Genomic DNA, 17,765 nt, shown 5'->3' on the forward strand with positions numbered 1-17,765 from the left:
GGGATTTTTGAACCACGGATGGACACGGATTTACACAGATGAAAGGCAGGGAAAGGGGGCGGGCGGGGCCTAGTTAAGCGGGCAAGCGCAAGGAGTCGCGCATGTTAGACAAGCCGCCGCCAATGAAGAGCAAGGGTTCGCCAGTGAATGGCAAGGAGCCGGGAGCATGCGGGCGGAGAAGCTTCCAATCTCCGGCCTCTCGCACCGCCCCATGATAGCCACTCGATCCGCCATCGTCACCACCGCCCTGTTTGCCATCGTCACCACCGCCAACGCGGCGGAACCTCCGGATGGCATGAGCTGGATGCCTTCCGACCCGCTGGATATCACGCTCAACGGAGGCCAGTCGTATGACCTGTGGCTGAATCTCGCGAGCGGGACCAACATGTCCCGCACCGCGCCGTTCATCATGGGCGGAGTCAACTACGGCGACCTGCCCTATTCGATTCCCGGCAATGCCGGCGGCGGCATGTTCCCGGGGATGACGATGTGGGCTCCCTACAAGTCGCAATTCTGGACCAGCGCGACCCGCGCGAATCTGATCAAGACGGCCAATGGAACCGGCGGGGGGCCTTACCCCGCAGGTTCATCCATCTATTTCGGCGGGACCAGCCCGGTGAGCAATACCAACGGCGGCTCGCTGGCCGTGAAGGGCTATGCGGTGCCGGCGGTCAAGACCGTCACCTTCCAGATCTCCATCGGCGAGGCGTATGGCTACTCCCTCTGGGATGCGGATGGCGATGGCTTCGGGCCTGCGGACATGCCCAAGCTCAAGGTATACGATGCCGAAGGAGGTCTTCTTAGCACGCTCCCGGCCACGCACTCGGACATCATCAAGAAGGCCTACAACGGTAGCATGGAGATGCCTCCGGGATCGGGCCTGGATGAAGACATTTATATCAACACCTTCGGCCTCCAGTGGAATTTGGATGGCATCGAGGGGACCATCGGATTGTTCCAGGTGGACTGGACCGGCGTGCAGCATGCCCAGCTCTGGTCGCTCCGGCTCGACCAGACGGATACGGCCTATAGCGGCTTCGTCTTCGACCTCACTTCGAATTGGACCGGTGCCGGCGACGGGGTGTGGAGCACGGCGGCGAATTGGCAGGGGGGCGTGCTGCCCTCCACCGTGGGGAAAGCCGTTTTCGGGACGAGCGGGACCATCGAGCTCGGAGCGAATACCGCGATCGGTCAGGTGCTGCTCAATTCCGCGGACGATCTCACGATCAGTTCGGCCAACGATTCCAAGCTCACGCCCAGCCTCAACATCCTGACCGCGGCGAACGGCGGGCCGGCGAGCCACACCATCAGTGCGGATGTCGGCTTGCCGAGTATCATCACCCTTGATGTTGGGCAGGACACGGGCTTGAACCTGAGCGGAGATATCTCGGGGGTCGGCTTCTACAAGCGCGGCGGAGGAACCCTGACTCTGGGCGGGGCTGGCAATTACAGCGGATCGCTCATCTTCGGAGGCGGAGTCACCCATGTTTCCGGCAGCAACCTGACCTCGGATGGATCCCTGCTTGATTTGAAGAACGCGCGTCTCGTCCTCCAAGGGAACGACCGCTTCGAATCGGAATTCAAAGCCAAGCTTTCCGGGACTTCGATCCTCGGGCAGTCCGCCTACATTCAATTGGGCGATGCCGCTTCCGGGCCTGTGACCCAGACCCTGGCCGATCTGAGTGCCGCGAAGCCACAGTATGTGAAGGATCTCAATCCGAATCCCCAGACGGAGCCTCCGGTCTTCGTGGTCGGAGGAAGCGCGGGGATTTCCACCCTGACGCTCAAGGGCGGTCTCTACTCCGGCAATCTGGGGGGACCCGGCGTGAATGAGAACAATCTCTCCGTGGTGATCGAGGGATCGCCGGTCCTGCAGGGCACCAGCACCTATGCGGGCGATACGGTCATCAAGGCCGGAGCGACCCTGCAGGCGAACCGCGATGCCGCCCTTTCCATCAACGGCAACCTGGTGATCGAGGGCGGCAACCTGGCGCTCGGGGGCTTCACCTACATGACTCCCGGCGGCACCAATGACAATGGCACGCCGGTAACGGAGTCCATGAGCAACTTCGCGCGCCCGCTTGGAACCGGTGCAGGCGAGCTGAGGTTCGCGGGCGGCGGTGGCTTCAGGGCGGTGCAGGGGGATCGCACGGTCAATCTCGGCGGGGCCGGTGCCCAGGTCACGTGGGGCCAGGGCGGATTCATCGCGGATGGCAGCGTCCTCAGCCTCGGCACGGACAGCACCAGCACGATCACTTTCGCGAATCCGATCGACCTGGGGAGCGGCACACGAGAGATCCGGGTGGAGTCGAATAGCAGCGCGGTGCTGGGCGGGGTGCTGAGCGGTAGTGGTGGCTTTACCAAGCTCGGCTTCGGGTCCCTGTCCCTTTCCGCATTGAACACCTACACCGGGCCGACCCGCGTCGCAGGCGGCCAGCTCCGTTTCCCCGAGCTGGGAAATGCCGGTGGTCCGAGCTTCCTGGGAGACTCTTCGAACGCTCCAGGAAACATCATTCTCTCCGGCGGTATTCCGGAGGGCTACGGCGGCGGTCAATTGAGCTACACCGGGGATGGAGCCGCCAGCACCGACCGTCTCTTCACCATCTCCGGAACGGTGGGATCGGTCGGGAACGAGGGTTCCAACGGCAGCATCCACTACACGAATACCGGAGCGGTGGCCTTTGATAACAACGGGCCGGTCGTGCTGGAACTGCGCGGCGGGAACAACAACGTCAACATCTTCGATCCCCACATCATCGATAACGGTGAGTTCAAGACCACCCTGCGGAAGGCTGGCGTCAATGGAGTGGGCGGCACCGGTGGCTATTGGAAAATCGGCCGCGAGGATAACAGCTACACGGGTCAGACGATCATCGCCAGCGGTGTGCTCGAGATCACGAAGATCGCCAATGGCGGCGTGATCAGCAGCATCGGGGCCTCGTCGAACGCGGGCTCGAGCCTCACGATGTTCCAGGCCGGTATCAAGTATACCGGTGAGGGCGATACGACCGACCGTCTGTTCGGGATTGCCGTCGGCTCGACCAATCCGACTCTCAAGGCGAGCCGCATCGATTCCTCGGGGAGCGGTCCGCTGGTCTTCACGAATCCCGGCGAACTGGTGTATTCGGACGTCGATGGCAGCTCGGTGGCGATGACCACGGGCGGCTGGACGGCGCTGGGAGGAACGAATACCGGGGACAACATCTTCTCGCCGAAGATCACCGGTTGGGCACCCGGGAATGCGCGTTTCTTCAAGGACGGAGCGGGCAGGTGGACCCTGACCCACACCGGTAGCACCTATGCCGGCATCACGGAGATCCGCGGCGGGATCCTGGGTGTCCACGCCCTGAAAGATAGCGGAGCCGCCGCCGTGATGATCACCACGGCCAACTCCACCACGGCGAGCGTCACCAGCGCCGCCGGCCTGGCTGTCGGGCAACTGGTCCAGGGGGGCGGCGTGCAGTTGGGCACCACCATCACGGCGATCAGCGGGACCACGGTCACGCTGTCGCTGCCTGCCACGCACACCATCACGAGCGGTAACAACCGGAACAAGGTCACCGGCTTCCCCAGCTCGATCGGAGCATCCTCGGCGCTGCCGGCGAGCCTCGTGATCGATGGCGGGACGCTGCAGTATCTCGGCGCGGGAGATAGCACCAACCGGCGCTTCACCGTCGGTGCCGGTGGTGCCGGTCTGGATGCATCCGGGACGGGCGCGCTGGCCTTCAGCAGCACGGAGGCCGTCACCTACGCTCCGCTGAATGCGGCGCGGACACTCACCTTCAGCGGCTCCAACGCTGGTAACAACACCTTCGCGGCGGCGATCGGCAACGCCGGCACGGGTGCCGTCTCGCTAGTGAAATCCGGTAGCGGAAGCTGGGCGCTCACGGGCACGAATACCTACACCGGAAACACCAGCGTGAACGGCGGGATCTTGAGCCTGTCCGCTCCGGGTCTTGCCGATGGATCTTCCGTCAGCGTGGCCACGGGTGCCGTGCTGAACCTGAATTACCCGGCCACCTCGGTCGACCTGGTCCAGTCGTTGACGCTCGCCGGCGATCCGGCCGCACCGGGCGAGTGGGGTGCGGAAGGCTCCGGCGCGCAACGCACCAGCCCGCTGATCACCGGCACCGGTAGGATCCGGGTGGCCGGTCCCTTCGAAGCCTGGGCCGGGCAGATTACCAACGCTGCCCTGCGCGACCGCAATGCGGATGCTGATGGCGATGGCTTCACCAACCTGATGGAGTATCTCTTCGGCTCCTCCCCTACGGTGCCTAACAGCTCGCCGGTCCAAGTTGCCCGCTCGGGCGAGGGCTTGGTCCTGCGCTGGCAGGAGCTTGCCGCAGGCGCTTCCTACCAGCTTCAGGAAACGTCCACGCTCGCCGAGAATCCTTGGCCAGCAAGCGGAATAGCACCCATGACGGCGGCCGATCAGACCGGCATTCCGGCAGGCTACGTCCTGAAGGAGGCTGCGGTTCCGATTGATAGCACGAGCAAGTTCCTACGCGTGAACGCCACCGAGGATTGAACCCTTGTTTCGGGGGAGCCCGTCCCTTCGCGGGTTCCCTTTTCACCCTTCACCCAGCACCCCATGACCTTCTTCCGCGCATTGAAATCCCATGTGATCCTTTGTGGCTGCCTGTTCCTCGCCGCTCCGATCGCCGGAGCCCAGTCGCTGCTCAAGGCCTATCCCTTGGAGGGCGACGTGAGGACCACCTACTGGACCTTCCTCGCCTCGCAGAACCCGTATCGCATCCCTAACAGTCCCACGACGATGAAGGGAACCATGGTGGTGGCACCACCCGGTTACGGGGCGAGCATGGGATTGTACAGTTGGACCGGAAACTATTCGATGACGGTGAAGCAAGCCGTCAACCCGGCACCGACGTTCCGGATTCATCACGTGGTGTTCCAGCTCGATGCCACCTGGGACCCGGCGACGACCTTTCCCTTCAACGGCGGGCCCAAGCTGAGCTTCAACGACGGCAACCAGCAGCTCGCCGCGACGCTGCCGATGATCGTGGACGGCACGCGTGTCGTGGATAACGAGACGGGGATTCCCGAGATGGAAGGCATCGACTCATTCGCTTACCGCGGAATCACTTGGCAGTGGGATTTGTCCGCGGTGGCCGGAGGGGTCAATAATGTGAGCATCCAGATGCCCTTCGCCAACCACACCTCGGTGGTCGGCGCGCGGATCGATATCGCTTCGGCGTTCCAGGAGATCGGTGCGCCGGTCACCGCGCTCCAGCAGTGGCGGCAGACGCATTTCCAGACGATGGAGAATGCCGGTGCGGCGGCGGACGATGCGGACTATGACCGTGATGGTCTGCCGAATCTGGTGGAGTATGGACTGGGGACGAGTCCCGTGGCGTGGGCGGGTGCGAGGCCGGCGATGGAGATGGAGGGAGGGAGGCTCTCGCTTTCCTTTGCTTTGCCGGTGAGTCCGTCTGCGGAGCTGCGCTACCGGGTGCAGGCGACCGACGTTCTAACAGGGTGGACGACGCTGGCGACGAAGTTCGGCACGCAACCGTGGGTGTGGAATGGCAGCGGGAGTTCGCGAGTTGTTGTCACCCCATCCGGCGGGAAGTCGCTGGTGACGGTGGGGGACGAGGTGAGCGGCGCGCCGAAGCGGCAGATGCGACTTGAGATTACCCCGCAATGAGGCGGCCGGACTCCGCCTGTTTTTGAATTTATCAGCCCTGATTATGTTTTCACTCACCCGTTTGTTTGCCTGCCTTGCCTTGATCTCGTCTAACACGCCGTTACGCGCGGAAGAACCCGAAGCCGGGAAAGTTCCCGACCCTGACAGTGTGGTGAATAACCTCGATGACGTGGTGGTGGTGGCGACGCGCACCGAGCAGAGATGGCTGGATACCGCGGGGACCGTGACGCGGGTGGACCGGGAGACCTTGCTGGAGACCGGGGTCCAGGACCTCGGCGGGATCGTGAAGTATGATCCGACGGTGGTGGTGCCCTTCGACATGACTACGGGCGACGGAGCGGTGGCCTACGGGGCGACCGGCGCGGCGAGCTTCAACATCCGCGGCACGGAGGGCAACCGGGTGGGCCTGGAGGTGGACGGGATCCGCCAACCGCCGGAGTATGTCTCGACCTCCTTCGACGCGGGAGCTGAGACCGGGGCCGGGGGGATGGGGCGGGATTACTTCGACCCCTCGATGTTCCAACTGGTGGAGATACTGAAGGGTGGTGCGAGTGCGCTGTATGGCAGCGATGCACTTGGCGGGATGGTCTCGATGAAGACGCTGGAAGCGGCGGACCTGTTAGGCGACAAGGATTGGGGCGGCTTGGCGCGGACGCAGTATTTCTCGCGCAACCGCGGCTTCGCTTGGCAGGAGGGCGGGGCGTGGAGGAAGGGGAACTTCGACTTCATGCTGCTCCACGCCGGCCGTGAGGGCGAGGAGACCGGGAACAACGGCTACACGCCACCGGACCCGCTGGAGATGCACAGCAATGCCTGGCTGGCCAAGGCGGGCTACACCATGGGCGACCACCGCTTCCTGCTGACTTATGAGAACTACGAGCGGGACGTGTATGCGAACATGCGCAGCGCCCTGCACCCCTCGATCGCGATGTTCAGCATCTTCAAGAAGAGTATCGAGAACTGGCAGGACATCGAACGCCAGCGGGCGAGCCTGAACTGGGACTGGAATCCACAGGGCGCATGGATCGATGCACTGGAAACGCACGTCTACTGGCAGGACTCCGGCACCGGGAGCCGCAACCTGAGCCGCAATCCGCCGCGCGCGACCGGCTTCCCCGAGGAATGGGGCATCGACCAGACGCAGGGCCGCAACCGCCGCCAGCAAATCGACTTCCGCACGGAGATCTACGGGCTGACCTCGATCGCGCGGAAGGAGGCGGATCTCTTCGGCATGAATCACCATTTCCTTGCGGGCCTGGACATCTCGCAGGAGAACTCGAGCAACCACTTCGACCGGGTCGAGACGGACGGGCTGGTCATCCCGAATCCGGGCGGCGGGCTGCCGACGGTCGGCACGCAACGAACGGTGTCCGACCGGATCTCCTTCGCGCCGGCCGAAACCTACCGGCTGGGCTTCTTCCTGCAGGACGAGATCAAGCCGGCCGAGCGCTGGACGGTCACGCCGGGGTTGCGGGTCGATTACCACGAGATCGCGGTCGATCTGAACACGCAGTATCTCGACCGGCTGTCGAACCTGCTGGGCACGGGGATACAGCCTTCGGAGGGCTACGATAACTTTAGTATCTCGCCACGGCTCGATGCGGTTTTCGCGACCACGGAGCACACCCGGGTCTACGCGGGCTACGGCATGGGCATCCGCAATCCGACGGCGGAGGAGCTGACGATGGTCTTCGATCACCCGTCCGGCGGCTTCCAGCAGGTGACGGTGCCGAACCCGGATCTGAAGGAAGAGGTGAGCCACGCCTTCAAAGTCGGCTACAAGGGCGAGGGCGAGGCGGGGCGCTTCGCGGTCGAGGGCTTCTTCACGAAATACGATGACTTCATCGAGAACAACGTGCCGGTGGGTTTCCTGCCGGATGGCACCGCGCTCTCGACCACGAAGAACATGGGCGAGGCGATCATCTACGGCATCGAGGCGAGTGGCGAATGGGAGATCGGCAGCAAGTTCAAGCGCATGGACGGTTGGGCGCTGGGCCTCAATACCGGGCGAGCCTATGGCGAGAACCAGACCAAGGACACGGCGATCAACACGGTGGAACCGTGGAAGACGGTGGGCTGGATCGGCTATCGCGATCCGGGTGGGGTCTACGGCGCGCGGCTGTTAGGCACCTACACCGCGGCGGTGACGCGGACCGACGACACGACCATGAACGGCAGGATGTTCCGGCCGCCATCATGGTTCACGCTGGATGCGGTGGCCTGGTGGAAGCCGATGGAGGGGCTGACCGTGAATGGCGGGGTGAACAATATTTTGGACGAAGAGTATTATGAGTGGGGGACCGTGCGTCGGAGCGGGGGACACATGGGCTTGGACACGTTCGGAGGGCAGGCGGGGTCGGTGACGGACCGGAGCACGGCGCCGGGGACGAATGTGTTTTTGTCGGCGACTTATGCGTTTTGAAGTAGTCCGATCAGGCCCCGGAGCGGATGAGTGGTCGCCTAAGCTGCCTGCCATTTCGGTAGGCAGCTGCGTTGGAGGCTGCGACCCGCTTGGCCGGGCATGCTGTCGGGAACCGTTCGCCCGCTCAGAGGACTGAGCGGACTACCCCTCGAGGCTACTTCAGGCCCGCGGCGATCTCGGTGGCGAGGCGGGCCATGAGCTTGCTCTCGGCGGCGGCCATGGCGTCGTAGCCATCGGCATCCATATCCTGGGAGCCGGACCAGGATTTCGAGGAGATCATCCGGCGGTCGGGCAGGGAATAGACGCGCCAGGCGGCATCGAGGAAGGCTTCGCCATCGTCCTTCCCGTGCATCTGGCGGATATCGATGGAGACCTGATAGCGCAACTCGCCATCGCTGCCCCAGGGATAGGTGCGGACATTGCCAGTGCCGAGGCGGCGGCCGAGATTGGTGGCGATGACGCGGGCGATGTTCTCCTGCAAGTCACCGGCCCAGCGGTGGTTTTCGGAGACCGACATGCGGTTGCCGGTTTCTTGGAAAACGAGGTTCGGGCGGTCGAGGTAGCCGGCCACGGAGACCGGACCGACACCGACAGCCATGCCGCCGCCGGAGGGCGGCGGGCCTTCGGGATTCAGGACGTAGAAGGACTTCGGCTCCGCGCAGGAGGCGAGCAGGGCGATGGGAAGGAGGGCGAAAAGTCTCATGGCTGGCGGGTCTTCAAGGCACTCGAACTTGGATTTTTAAACCGCGAATGGACGCGAATGGACGCGAATTCTGAAAAAGGCGGAAGCGGTTTTGAAGAGAAGAGCGCGAAGCGTCGTGAGAGCGGCCCGGACCACCGTCTTCATTCGCGTTCATTCGCTTCCATTCGCGGTTCATCATCACTTCTTCTTTCCCTTCGGTTCCTTGTTACCGGAGCTATCGCGGCCGAAGAGCAGGGAGTTCGGCTTCTCTTCGATGGAGTCGGAGAGGGTCTTGAAGGCGCGCAGGGCGGCGCGGAGTTCGTCGAGGGTGCGGCTCAGATCGCCCTGCACGGCACCATTCGGACCGAGGCTTTCCACGGAACCGCGGACCTGCTTGAGGGTGGCCTCGATCTCCTTGGTGAGGTTCTGCGTCTCATCCTTGGCCAGCAGTTTCTTGGCCTCGGCGAGGGCGCCCTCGGCTTCGTCGAGGGTTGAGCGGACGTCCTTGACGGTGATCGCGATCTCGTCGGCGGCATTGCCGAACTTGTTGAGCGTTTCTTCGAGCGGCAGGGCTTCGACCTTGGCGAGGATCGCATTCACCTTGTCCTGCAATTGGGCGAGGCCGGAGGCCGGGGTGGTTGGGATAATCTCAAACTCGCCGAACTTGATCAGCTCGATCGGCGGGGCGTCGGGCTTGAAATCAAGATCGATATAGAGGGAGCCGGTGAGCAGGGAACCGGTGCTGAGGGTGGCGCGCAGACCGCGACGCACGCACTCCGCCAGGACGTTCTTGTTGCTGTCCGTGTTCTCGATCGCCTTGGCCAAGGTTTCGGAATCGATTTCGATGACGACCGGGACCCGCGAGTCCCCGGGAGGCGAGTGGCGGAAGCTGATCTCCACCACGCGACCGATCGGCAGGCCGCGGAACTCGACCGGAGCGCCGTTGGCGAGGCCGCGCACCGATTGATCGAAGAAGAGCAGGCAGAGGTGATCGGGGACGAAGATCGACTTCTTGGCCCCATCCTCATCGTTGAAGAGCGTGAAGACCGCGCCATCGCTCACCGGCCCGCCGGCTCCCGCGCCGCGCGGCACCGCGAAGGACGCGCCGCCGGTAACCATCGCCTGCAAGGAGGGCGTGGTGAGCTTGAAGCCATCCGCGCCCGCGGTCACATCGATGCCGCTGGTATTCCAGAAACAGGTGCCCTCGGTGACGAGGCCGGCGTAGTCGTCGTCGATGAAGACATCGAAGCGGACGCGGCGGTTCTTCTGGTCGAGGGTGCGGCGCTCGACCTTGCCGACCTCGAAGCCCTGGAAGTAGATCGGCGAATTGATCGTCAGCGATCCGGCGTCTTCCGCGACGAGGGTGAGGCGCAGGCCGGGGACATTCGCGCTGGTGACGGGCGGTTGTTCGAGGCCGTCGAAGTGATTCACGGGAGCAGGGCCATCGCCCGGCTCCAGCTCGATGTAGGCACCGGTGATCAGGGTGCTGAGGCCGGAAATGGTGGAGGCGGAGACGCGCGGGCGCACGACCCAGAGGCGGCTGTCGCGGCGCAGCAGGTGGGAGGAATCGGGGTCGATCCGGATCTGGGCGACGACGGACTTCAGGTCATCCGAGAGCTCGATCTTCTCGACCACGCCGACCTTCACCGAGCGGCAGCGGACCTCGGTCTTGCCGGCCTCGATGCTGTCCGCGGTGGAGAAGCGGACGTAGGCGAGCTCGCCCTTGTCGTGGTAATGCTTCCAGACCAGCCAGCCGGCGAGGATCAGGGCGATGCCGGGCACCAGCCAGACGCTGCTCCAGCGGCGGCGGTGGCGGACGATCGCGCGAGCCTCTTCGGTCGGGTGCTGTTCTTCTTCTGGGCTCATGTCATGGGGTGGTGCCGCTATCGGCGGCTTCCTGGTCCTGCACGTGGCGGTCCCAGAGCAGGCGCGGGTCGAAACTCATCGCGGCGAACATGGTCAGAACTACCACGGATGCAAAAGAAAGGATCGCCGGGCCGGGGGTGACCGTCGAGATCACGCCGAGCTGGACCAGCGCCACCAGGATCGCGACGACGAAGACATCGACCATCGACCAGCGGCCGACGAGTTCGGTCAGGTGGTAGAGGCGGGCGAGGCTTTTCGGCGCGGCGGAGATGACCCCGCCGGCGGCGAGGCAGAGCCAGATCAGGGCGATCATCTTGAGGATCGGGATCATGATGCTGGCGGAGAAGATGATCGCCGCCACCAGGAAGTCGCCCTTCTTCCAGAAATTGATCACGCCGGACATGATGGTGTCGCTGCTATTCCCGCCGAGGCCCTTGATGTCCATCATCGGCAGGAGATTGGCGGGGAAGTAGAAGAGCATGGCGGCGATCAGGAAGCTCCAGGTGCGCTGCAGGCTCTGCGGCTTGCGCAGGTGGAGCTTGGAATGGCAACGCGGGCAATGCTCCTCCACGACCGGGCTGACCTTTCCGCAGAGGTGGCAGGAGGCCAGGCCTTCCTCGGCGGCGCTGCGGACGGCGGTCGTGGTGCCGGTCTCGCTCATGGCTGGGGGTGCTCCTCTGCGGAGTGAAGGTGGGCGGGCTTCTCGCCCTTGTGCATGGCGATTTCGAGGCGGTCCCAGAGCTCCAGCTTGTCGATGCCGGACATGGCGGCAGCGGTGCAGAAGACCAGCCCGATCAAGGCCCAGAGGCCGGTGCCGAGGTGAACCTCCCCGACCGCGTGGAGCTTCAGCAGGGCGACCAGGATGCCGACCAGGAAGACCTCCAGCATGCTCCACGGCTCGGAGAGCTGGAAGATCCGCGTCACGTTCAGGGCGCCGGGCAGGGCAATGCCGAAGCGCAGCGGCCCGGCGACGTAGAGCAGCCCGCCCATCAGGGTGAGCGGAGCAATGATGGTGAACACGATCGCCAGGACGCCGATCATCGGATTCGCCTCGTGGAAGAGGGCGTCCGCCGCTTCCAGCAGGGTCAGCTCGCGGCGCATGCCGCCGGAGTCGATGGTGATCGAGGGGAAGCTGTGGGCCAGCACCATGAAGATGAGGGCCGCGGAGGAGAAGCCGGTGGCGCGGGCCAGCGAGCGCGGGCGATTCTGATAGAGCATCTCCCCGCAGCGGCAGCAGTAGGCGGCATTCCCCTCTAACAGGCGCGGCGCCTCCTGCAGGGCGTCGCAAAAGTGACAGCTCACCTGGATCGGCGCGCTGCTGAGGCGCGGCCATGATAATCCGGGCAGGTGATGCTTCATTAAGGAGACGGAGGACTGGAAGACTCAAGACGCAAGACTGGAGCCGGACCGGCGAGTTCGCTCAGAGCGGGCGGGCGTAGGTATCGCAGCGGTTGTGCCAGCCTTCGCGCCACTTGGCCTCGCCGCGGGCAGGCGGGGAATTGTCGATGCGGCGGGAGAGCATGCGCTTGGCGCTGGCAGCGAATTCCGCGGCGGCAGGCTGGCCGCCGGGGACTTCCTTCATGCTGCCCAATACGTGAAGCAGGCCCCAGCCCTTGCCTTGGTAGGTCTCGGAAGCCTGGGTGCCGTCGCCTTTGAAATTCACGTAGTCGATCAGGGCATAGGTGCCGTTCGGGGTGCTGGCGACCTTGTTGTAGTTCGCCTGGAGCCGGCCGCGGTCGCTGGCCGGGGCGGCGGCGAGGACCTTCGGCAAGGCGGCGCGGGAGCGGGCGATGATGAAATCGGTCTGGAGCGGCACGGTTTTGACGAGCCATTGGCGCAGGGCGGAGAGACGTGGTCCGCGGAATTCCGACTGGAAGGCGGCCTTGTTCGCCCACGGCGCGTGGCGCTCCATGGCGACAGCGGGCGGATTCGCGCCCTGGGATTTGGCGTATGCGACGAATTGCGGCCAGCTTTCCTCGAAGCGGCCATTGAAGCCGGCGGGATACCAGATGAAGTGGCCGATCCCGAGGGAAGGGAATTCCTCCCCGCCGTTCCAAGCGGTCAGGCCATCCACGCTGCCGCCGGATTCGTTCTGCCAGATCTTCTTGCCGATGGCGGCCTTCTGGCCCGCGCTGAGATTGCTGGCCGCCGGAGCCGGGCCGGCGTGGCTGGGCAGGGACGCGGGTCCACAGGCGGCCAAGGCGAGGCAGGCGGGCAGGAGGAGGCGGAGAGCGTGCACACGCGGTATTTCCGCGAGTTTGGGCTTATTCGCAAGCAGGAGTGTGGGAGGGGTAGCCGTTGCAAGCTTCACGGCGAGGACCCGGTTTGCACGGGGAAGCGGCATTTTCGGGGGCTGAGTGGAAGGGCGGTTCTTTTACGACTGCGGGGATCCAGGCTGTTAGAGCGGTGATGGCATGGGTAGTGCGAGAGGCGGCGGGCTGCCTGACAACCCATTGAATCGAAGAAGAAGCTTATGAAAATTCCCTCAACCAACACAGTGGCCGCACTGCTGATTGCAGCCGCGGCATGGCCCGTCGCGAGCGCTGATCCGGCTGTCCAATCGTCCCCGGACAAGCGACCGACCACCCCACCGACAGAAGGCCGGGGTAATACCGAAGCTACACCGGTCGCACCGGCACCCGATGACGGGCCGGCGAAATCGACTGAAAAACCGGGTGCCGGCGGTCCGCCGAAGGGTGGTCGCGCGAACGACGCGGCGGACCGGCCGATGCCCGATCAAGATCGACCCGCCCCCGAGGCCCGCCGCGAACCGGCGGAACCGGGCAAAGTTGCGGAGCGCGCCGAGCAGCGGAAGGAAGGCCGCGAGGCAAAGCGCGAAGATCGCGAATCCCCGGAAGGCAGGGCCGCTTCCGCTGAAGGAGTCGAACAGATCGTCGCCTCATGGCCGGAGCGTCCCCAACTGGGAGCCCGCACGCTCATTGCGAAGTATGGCAGCCCCGATGGCGTTACCGAGGACATGCTGGTCTGGAAAGACCAGGGCCCTTTCAAGAAGATCTGCATCTCGAAGGAAGAGCACGCCCACGACTTCCCGAAGCCGCACACGGATTTCATGCAGCATACGGTGGCGCTGAAGATCCCGGCGGACAAGGCAAGCGAGCTGACGAAGTATGACGGCAGCGTAACCTTCGACCGCACGCAGGGAGAAATCTCCGCCCGTTGCGATGTGGAAGGGCACAATCTTCTCAGCCTGAATCTCGCCCATGACATCATCAGCGGGAAGCTGAATGCGGAGCAGGCCCGCGAGAAATTCGGCGAGATCGTCAAGCAGGAGACGGCGGGCGAGAAGCCGGACTACACCATGAAGCTGCAGTTCGAACCATCGGAGGCTGCGACGGCCCGTGATGCGGACGTGACGACCATCGAAGGCGCGCCGGAGCGCATGGCCAAAGCGAGTGATACCAAGGATGGCGGCGATGCCGAGATCCTCGGCACGATCGTGGCCGTGGACGAAAGCGAGATCGGGGCGGCGACAGTGGCTAGCACGATGAAGCTGCGGCCGGAGGTGGCGGAATACGCCACGATGATCCACAAGATGCATGGCGAGAATCTGGCAAAGACGCTCGAGCTGGGCCGCAAGATCGGGATCGCGCCCGCTGAGACGTCCAAGGTGAATGCGATGCGCGAAAAGAATGCCGGCGAGCTTGCGAAGATTGTCGCGAAGGATCCGGATCAATTCGAAGCGGCTTTCATCAAGCTGATGGTGAGCGGCCACAGCGACGTACTGGAGAAGCTCGACGATGAGCTGTTAAAAAAGGCGGGGAACGAGGAGTTGGTAAAGCACCTGAAGGCGACCCGCGAGGAAATCGCGGCGCATTTGGAGGCGGCCAAAAAGCTACAGGTGGCAGATCGGTGATCTCCTGCCTTTGCTGAAATGTTAACCTAGGACCTAATGGTTCGATATGGCGTGGCCTGGGGTTCCCGGGCCGCGTTCATTTGTAGAGGAACCGCGAGGGAAAGCGCATTGGCGGACCGGTGCAGCCATCCGATTGAGCGGGCAGCCGGGGACCGCTCTTCCGCTCAGAGGACTGAGCGGACTACCTTTCAGGCCGCGCCGAGGGCGGTGAGCAGGCGGCTGCGGACCTCCTCGTTCTTCATGAAGCCCGGGAAAAGGTGGCTGCCGGGGCCGTAGGCGCAGAACTCGACGAGCTCGCCGGTGTGGTTGCCGCTGGTCCAGGCGATGCCGTGGCGCTTGGCGAATAGCTTGGCGATCTCGCCGCTCTTCAGGCCCTGGGCTTTCTTGAGTTCCTCGGAGTCGAGGCGGATGCCGGTGCGGTCGAAGAGGTAGTCGCCGAGCGGCGGGCCGCTGAGCTTGGCACCGGAATTCCCCATCCACTCGAAGGAGCGCTTGAAGGAGGCGATCTGTTTGAAGGCGGCGGTGGTGCCGTTGTAGATCCCGGGGGCCATGCCTTGGTTCGCGGCCGCATTCACGCCATTGAGCTGGATGCCGCCGCAGCCGTGGTCGGTGGTGATGATGAGGAGGACGTCCTCATGGGCGGTGGCGTAGGCGAGCATCGCGCCGATCGCGTCGTCAAAGGCGAGCTGCTCGTGGATGCTGCCGGCGGCGTCATTGGCGTGGCCGCAATGGTCGATGCGGGCTCCCTCAACCATGAGGAACCACTGGTCTTTCGCCAGCGCGTCGAGACGCTTGACGGCGAGCCCGGCCATTTCGGCGAGGGTGGGGATGGATTCCTGCAGCTCCGGCTTCGATTCGCGGTCGATGGCGAGCGGGATGTAGCCGGAGGAAAAGAGGCCGAGCAACGGCTTCTTGGCATCCGCGGGAGTGGCGAGCAGGTCCTTGCGGTTCTTGAGCAGTTCGTAGCCGCGGTCGGCGAATTTTTGTTCGAGCTCCGGAGAGAAGAACTTCTGTCCGCCGCCGAGGATGACCTGGACTTCGCGGTCGAGGTATTGGGCGGCGATCGCGGCTTCCTCGCCGCGGCTGCCGACATTGGCGGCGAAGCCGGCCGGGGTGGCGTGGGTGATCGAGGCGGTGGAAACCAAGCCCAGCGGGATGTCCCGCTTCTTGAGCAGGGACTGGATGGTCTCGACCGGTTGGGCGGTGCCGGCGTCCATGTTGATGGTGCCGTTGTTGACCCGCTGGCCGCCGCCCCAGGCGCTGGCCGCTGCGGCGGAATCGGTGACGAGGCTATTGGCGGAGAAGGTCTCGATCAGGGCGCGGACGACCGGGCGTTCGCGGTAGAGAGTGGTCCAGTTCGTCGATTTCCCGTCGAAGAAGGAGCGGCTGTGCTGAGCCAGGGAGAGCGCGCCGTGGTTCATGCCATCGCTGACCATGAAGATGATCTTCTTGGGCAGGCCGCGGTTATCGGCGGATTTGCGGGTTTCTTGGGCGAGGATAGGCGCGGTCGTGCCGCCGAAGACGGCGGAGCTGATGGCGGCGGCCTTCAGGAAATTACGGCGGGATGTGGAAGAACTCATCGGTTGCTGGCGGCTCTATACGCTCCAAAAGGCTGTTTTTCCATCCCGAAAGCCCGGAAAATTGTAGCGGGGGACTTGGAACGGCATGGATTTTGAGCAGGAGAAAACGGAGGGAACGGAGAGGGGAGTTGGCCCCCGACCGGGGTGGCTGGGAGAGAGAGTCCTCCTCCGTTTCCTCCTGTTCCAATTTTCATAGGCCCGGGCGACTGGAATCCCAGCTTGCCCCTGCGGTTTTCCCGGGGAAACTCGCGGCGGCATGGACAAGATTCTGTTGGAGAAGGTTCTGAAATTCACCCCGCAAGACGGTGTAAAGCTGCTGCTCACCGCCGCGATCATCGTGATCGTGACCAAGATCCAGCTCTTCAACGACAAGCTCTCCGCGCTGCTGATCGCGCTGCCCATCACCTCGCTAGTGGCGATGGCTTGGATGCAGGCGGAGAAGCAGGGGCCGGAGCGGATCGCCAATCATGCGGAGGGGACCTTCTGGTTCGTTCTGCCGACCCTGCCGATGTTCCTGATCCTGCCGTGGATGCTGCGGCACGGCTGGGGCTTCTGGTCGGCGCTGGGGGCGAACTGCCTGCTGACCACCGGGTTTTTCTGGCTGACGGTGGTGATCCTGCGGCGTTTCGGCATCCACCTGATGTGAATTTTGCACGCTTTACAATCTTTGCTCTTGCCAATCGGAGGGTGATTTGATCTTTCCCGCCTTCCGGCGGCCTTAGCCCGCCTTAGGAAATCCGACACGGCATGTCTTCCGATAACATCGTCCCATTCGAGCAGCCGAAGTCAGATTCCCGGTTTCCAGGTACCCTCATGAAAAGCGAGCTTGTCGAGAAGGCATCCGAGATTGTCAGCGATCCGCTGGTCCTTATCAACATGGTCTCGAAGCGTGTCCGCCAGTTGAACAGCGGCCGTTCGCCGTTGATCCCCACCCGCCCGAGCATGGGCGCGGCAGACATCGCGTTGACCGAAATCATCGAAGGCAAGATCCGCCTGGTGGTAGTCCCGCCGGTCGCGGAGGCCTGAGCTTGCTGCCGAGGGAACGCGCCGTAATCTGGCGCGACCGGTCATGAGTGCGGAAATCTCCAATAACCGCAAGGCGCTCCGTGATTTCCACATCACGGACAAGTATGAGGCGGGCCTCGAGCTGAAAGGCACGGAGGTGAAGTCGATCCGCGCCGGGAAGGTGAACATTTCCGACGCCTTCGCACGCGTCGAGAAGGGCCAGCTCTTTCTCTACGGCTGCGACATCCAGCCCTGGGAGACGGCCGCGACCTTCTTCCAGCACGAGTCGAAGCGGCCGCGGCGGCTGCTGGTCCACAAGAAGGAGATCCTCAAGCTGGACAATGCCACCGCCGTGAAAGGGGCGACCCTGGTGTGCCTGCGGATGTATTGGAAAAACCGGCGGGTGAAAGTCGAGATCGGTGTCGGCAAGGGCAAGACGCACACCGACCAGCGACAGGATTTGAAGGAGAGGGTGGAGTTGCGCGAGGCGCAGCGCGAGGTGGCGCGGTTCAACCGGCAGTAGAAGGGTGGTCCGCACAGTCCTCTGTGCGGTCGAATGGTCCCTTGCGCTTCTCCTGCTCTTGCGCAAAGAGGCCGTGTGAAAGCTTCGGGTCGTTTGGAAATGGAGTGCCTTCGCTTGACCTAGTCAATTGACCAGGTCACATTGAGAG

General features: G+C 63.8%; 13 protein-coding genes. 7 read left to right on the plus strand and 6 right to left on the minus strand.

What is annotated here, in order from left to right; translation table 11 throughout:
• Positions 1 to 211: 211 nt before the first annotated feature.
• From ABWK72_RS24550 to ABWK72_RS24560, 3 genes are all read left to right on the plus strand, one after another.
• Positions 212 to 4,528, plus strand: coding sequence for a beta strand repeat-containing protein (locus tag ABWK72_RS24550; protein ID WP_367872216.1), 4,317 nt, complete (start codon positions 212 to 214; stop codon positions 4,526 to 4,528).
• Between the two features lie 63 nt (positions 4,529 to 4,591).
• A complete protein-coding gene (locus tag ABWK72_RS24555; protein WP_367872217.1) occupies positions 4,592 to 5,665 on the plus strand; it encodes a hypothetical protein in 1,074 nt (357 codons plus the stop codon).
• Between the two features lie 43 nt (positions 5,666 to 5,708).
• On the plus strand, positions 5,709 to 8,087 hold the full coding sequence (locus ABWK72_RS24560) for a TonB-dependent hemoglobin/transferrin/lactoferrin family receptor (RefSeq protein ID WP_367872218.1): 2,379 nt from the start codon (positions 5,709 to 5,711) through the stop codon (positions 8,085 to 8,087).
• Between the two features lie 154 nt (positions 8,088 to 8,241).
• Here the strand turns inward: ABWK72_RS24560 and ABWK72_RS24565 are convergent, their stop codons facing one another.
• From ABWK72_RS24565 to ABWK72_RS24585, 5 genes are all read right to left on the minus strand, one after another.
• Complete coding sequence (locus ABWK72_RS24565; RefSeq protein WP_367872219.1) at positions 8,242 to 8,790, minus strand: membrane integrity-associated transporter subunit PqiC; 549 nt, start codon at positions 8,788 to 8,790, stop codon at positions 8,242 to 8,244.
• A 177-nt stretch (positions 8,791 to 8,967) separates the two neighbouring features.
• A complete protein-coding gene (locus tag ABWK72_RS24570; protein ID WP_367872220.1) occupies positions 8,968 to 10,635 on the minus strand; it encodes an intermembrane transport protein PqiB in 1,668 nt (555 codons plus the stop codon).
• 1 nt (position 10,636) lies between these two features.
• Complete coding sequence (locus tag ABWK72_RS24575; RefSeq protein WP_367872221.1) at positions 10,637 to 11,296, minus strand: paraquat-inducible protein A; 660 nt, start codon at positions 11,294 to 11,296, stop codon at positions 10,637 to 10,639.
• Positions 11,293 to 11,994: a paraquat-inducible protein A gene (locus tag ABWK72_RS24580; RefSeq protein WP_367872222.1), complete on the minus strand. Its 702-nt coding sequence runs from the start codon at positions 11,992 to 11,994 to the stop codon at positions 11,293 to 11,295. Before ABWK72_RS24580 ends, ABWK72_RS24575 begins: the two co-directional genes overlap by 4 nt.
• 61 nt (positions 11,995 to 12,055) lie before the next feature.
• Positions 12,056 to 12,874, minus strand: coding sequence for a hypothetical protein (locus ABWK72_RS24585; RefSeq protein ID WP_367872223.1), 819 nt, complete (start codon positions 12,872 to 12,874; stop codon positions 12,056 to 12,058).
• A gap of 234 nt (positions 12,875 to 13,108) precedes the next feature.
• On the opposite strand from ABWK72_RS24585, the gene ABWK72_RS24590 reads away from it, so the two are divergent.
• On the plus strand, positions 13,109 to 14,509 hold the full coding sequence (locus tag ABWK72_RS24590) for a DUF4142 domain-containing protein (protein WP_367872224.1): 1,401 nt from the start codon (positions 13,109 to 13,111) through the stop codon (positions 14,507 to 14,509).
• Between the two features lie 188 nt (positions 14,510 to 14,697).
• On the opposite strand, the gene ABWK72_RS24595 is transcribed toward ABWK72_RS24590, so the two are convergent.
• The gene (locus tag ABWK72_RS24595) at positions 14,698 to 16,089 is read right to left on the minus strand and encodes an alkaline phosphatase (protein WP_367872225.1); all 1,392 of its coding nucleotides are present in this window, start codon (positions 16,087 to 16,089) and stop codon (positions 14,698 to 14,700) included.
• Positions 16,090 to 16,345: 256 nt separating this feature from the next.
• Between ABWK72_RS24595 and ABWK72_RS24600 the strand changes: the two genes are divergently transcribed.
• The 3 genes from ABWK72_RS24600 to smpB all read left to right on the plus strand — a co-directional run bounded on the left by ABWK72_RS24600 (position 16,346) and on the right by smpB (position 17,617).
• Positions 16,346 to 16,735 (plus strand): DUF3147 family protein, encoded by a 390-nt coding sequence (locus ABWK72_RS24600; protein WP_367872226.1) that lies wholly within the window; start codon positions 16,346 to 16,348, stop codon positions 16,733 to 16,735.
• Positions 16,736 to 16,902: 167 nt separating this feature from the next.
• Positions 16,903 to 17,115, plus strand: coding sequence for a DNA-directed RNA polymerase subunit omega (locus ABWK72_RS24605; RefSeq protein ID WP_367872228.1), 213 nt, complete (start codon positions 16,903 to 16,905; stop codon positions 17,113 to 17,115).
• Positions 17,116 to 17,158: 43 nt separating this feature from the next.
• Positions 17,159 to 17,617, plus strand: coding sequence for an SsrA-binding protein SmpB (smpB, locus tag ABWK72_RS24610; protein ID WP_367872229.1), 459 nt, complete (start codon positions 17,159 to 17,161; stop codon positions 17,615 to 17,617).
• Positions 17,618 to 17,765: the final 148 nt, after the last annotated feature.

The sequence above is a fragment of the Luteolibacter sp. Populi genome (assembly GCF_040801775.1).
Taxonomy (GTDB): Bacteria; Verrucomicrobiota; Verrucomicrobiia; order Verrucomicrobiales; family Akkermansiaceae; genus Haloferula.

What these genes read in the sequence shown, in the direction of transcription:
- ABWK72_RS24555 (WP_367872217.1), top strand. Translation starts at nt 4,592, where the DNA reads ATGACCTTCTTCCGCGCATTGAAATCCCATGTGATCCTTTGTGGCTGC.
- ABWK72_RS24560 (WP_367872218.1), top strand. Translation starts at nt 5,709, where the DNA reads ATGTTTTCACTCACCCGTTTGTTTGCCTGCCTTGCCTTGATCTCGTCT.
- ABWK72_RS24565 (WP_367872219.1), bottom strand. Translation starts at nt 8,790, where the DNA reads ATGAGACTTTTCGCCCTCCTTCCCATCGCCCTGCTCGCCTCCTGCGCG.
- ABWK72_RS24590 (WP_367872224.1), top strand. Translation starts at nt 13,109, where the DNA reads ATGAAAATTCCCTCAACCAACACAGTGGCCGCACTGCTGATTGCAGCC.
- ABWK72_RS24605 (WP_367872228.1), top strand. Translation starts at nt 16,903, where the DNA reads ATGAAAAGCGAGCTTGTCGAGAAGGCATCCGAGATTGTCAGCGATCCG.
- ABWK72_RS24570 (WP_367872220.1), bottom strand. Translation starts at nt 10,635, where the DNA reads ATGAGCCCAGAAGAAGAACAGCACCCGACCGAAGAGGCTCGCGCGATC.
- ABWK72_RS24550 (WP_367872216.1), top strand. Translation starts at nt 212, where the DNA reads ATGATAGCCACTCGATCCGCCATCGTCACCACCGCCCTGTTTGCCATC.
- smpB (WP_367872229.1), top strand. Translation starts at nt 17,159, where the DNA reads ATGAGTGCGGAAATCTCCAATAACCGCAAGGCGCTCCGTGATTTCCAC.
- ABWK72_RS24580 (WP_367872222.1), bottom strand. Translation starts at nt 11,994, where the DNA reads ATGAAGCATCACCTGCCCGGATTATCATGGCCGCGCCTCAGCAGCGCG.
- ABWK72_RS24595 (WP_367872225.1), bottom strand. Translation starts at nt 16,089, where the DNA reads ATGAGTTCTTCCACATCCCGCCGTAATTTCCTGAAGGCCGCCGCCATC.
- ABWK72_RS24575 (WP_367872221.1), bottom strand. Translation starts at nt 11,296, where the DNA reads ATGAGCGAGACCGGCACCACGACCGCCGTCCGCAGCGCCGCCGAGGAA.
- ABWK72_RS24600 (WP_367872226.1), top strand. Translation starts at nt 16,346, where the DNA reads ATGGACAAGATTCTGTTGGAGAAGGTTCTGAAATTCACCCCGCAAGAC.